This is a genomic window from Bradyrhizobium genomosp. III (assembly GCF_000261705.1).
In the GTDB taxonomy this organism is placed as follows: domain Bacteria; phylum Pseudomonadota; class Alphaproteobacteria; order Rhizobiales; family Xanthobacteraceae; genus Bradyrhizobium; species Bradyrhizobium ottawaense.
Window position 1 is genome coordinate 1 of record NZ_AJQF01000584.1, and the last position, 1,425, is coordinate 1,425.

3 protein-coding genes are annotated in these 1,425 nt (G+C 64.6%); 1 reads left to right on the forward strand and 2 read right to left on the reverse strand.

Annotation, left to right across the window (positions count from 1 at the left end):
* Positions 1-445 (forward strand): divalent metal cation transporter (locus tag IC66_RS0142245; protein ID WP_038951374.1); only part of this gene is annotated, 445 nt, incomplete at its 5' end.
* Positions 446-509: 64 nt separating this feature from the next.
* Here the strand turns inward: IC66_RS0142245 and IC66_RS0142250 are convergent.
* A complete protein-coding gene (locus IC66_RS0142250; protein WP_028142626.1) occupies positions 510-794 on the reverse strand; it encodes a hypothetical protein in 285 nt (94 codons plus the stop codon).
* A 268-nt stretch (positions 795-1,062) separates the two neighbouring features.
* Positions 1,063-1,425, reverse strand: a 363-nt coding sequence (locus IC66_RS0142255; protein ID WP_038951375.1) for a PRC-barrel domain-containing protein, incomplete at its 5' end; no start/stop codon positions are given.

Below are 1,425 nucleotides of genomic sequence, written 5' to 3' on the forward strand. Positions count from 1 at the left end.
GGCGGCCGAAGCGCTGCGGCCGCTGGCCGGCGATTTCACCTTCGCGCTGTTCGCGATCGGCATCATCGGCACGGGCCTGCTCGCGATCCCGGTGCTGGCGGGCTCGGCCGCCTACGGCGTCGCGGAGATCTTCGGCTGGCGTGCCACGCTGGAGGCCAAGCCCGACGAAGCCGCCGGCTTCTACACCATCATCGCCGCGGCAACCATCATCGGCTTCGGCCTCGGCTTCACGGGCATCGACTCCATCCACATGCTGGTGTGGAGCGCAGTGCTGAACGGCATCGTCGCTGTGCCCATCATGGCGATGATGATGCTGATCGTTTCGAGCCGCGCGATCATGGGCCGCTTCAGGGCCCGGTCATGGCTGATCGCGCTGGGCTGGCTCGGCACCGCGCTGATGGCGCTGGCCGTGCTCGCCTTGCTCGGCTCGTCGGTGATCGGCTGAGGTTAGAGCGGCGACAACGCCGCCGAGATCTGCGAGGCGGCTCCACTCATCGTGAGCAGCGAAGCTACGGCGTCACGGGGTTGACGGTCGGCGACGTCTTGGGTCCCGGCCGTGACGGCTCGATCGGTGATTTCGGGTTGGTCGGGAGCACCGCGGCACCGGCGGCCCGTGCCGCTTCTCCCGTGGTCGCATACATCGCAATATGGGCCGGCTGGGTCTTGGCGCGGCTCCAGGGGCCGTGATCGACAATCAGCATTGCCGCAATCGTCACGCCAGCCACGATCAGCGCGATCACACCGGGATGGCGGAGGGCGGCAGAGATGGAGCTCGCGAAACGAGTGTTTGTCATCGAAAGATCCGCTGTTGTCCTCATGCAGGGTTAATTCAATGGCCCCCTCCCGGTTCCCCGCCTCCTTCGGGACGGGCGGTTCCAGCCTGCAGAGGCCACGATCCTGCGGTCGGGAAATCGACCCGGCCCGGCACCGCATTGCCGAACCGAGTGAATAGCTTCAATACACGTGGCTGAGTGTTAAGCGCCGCTGCAAGCGGCTCCGGTGTGGGTCGGCATGAAAAGGGCCTCCAAATGGAGGCCCTCGATCTCGATAACGTTCGTCCTGTCAGTTGTAGTCCGAATATTTGAACTGCGGGAGCGCCTTCAACTGCTCCTTGTTCCCGCTCATGACGGCGTGATCGGGGACCCAATCGTTGGTGTTGCGGCTCGTGGCGTTGGTCGAAGCCGCGCCGGTCGTCGTCTCGCGGGGGGTGGTCGAAGTGCCGGTCGAGCTGGTCCGGACCGGCTCTTCGACGAACTTCAGCTTGTCCATCGAAACGGCGATATCGTGCTCGCCCATTCCCAGGAAGCCGCCGACGCCGATCACCACTGCGCTGATCTTGCCGCTCTTGTCGACGAGCAGTTCGTTGATGTCGCCGAGCTTCTCGTTGGCTTCGTTATAGACGTTCAGGCCCATGAGCTTCGAAGC

What these genes read in the sequence shown, in the direction of transcription:
- IC66_RS0142250 (WP_028142626.1), bottom strand. Translation starts at nt 794, where the DNA reads ATGACAAACACTCGTTTCGCGAGCTCCATCTCTGCCGCCCTCCGCCAT.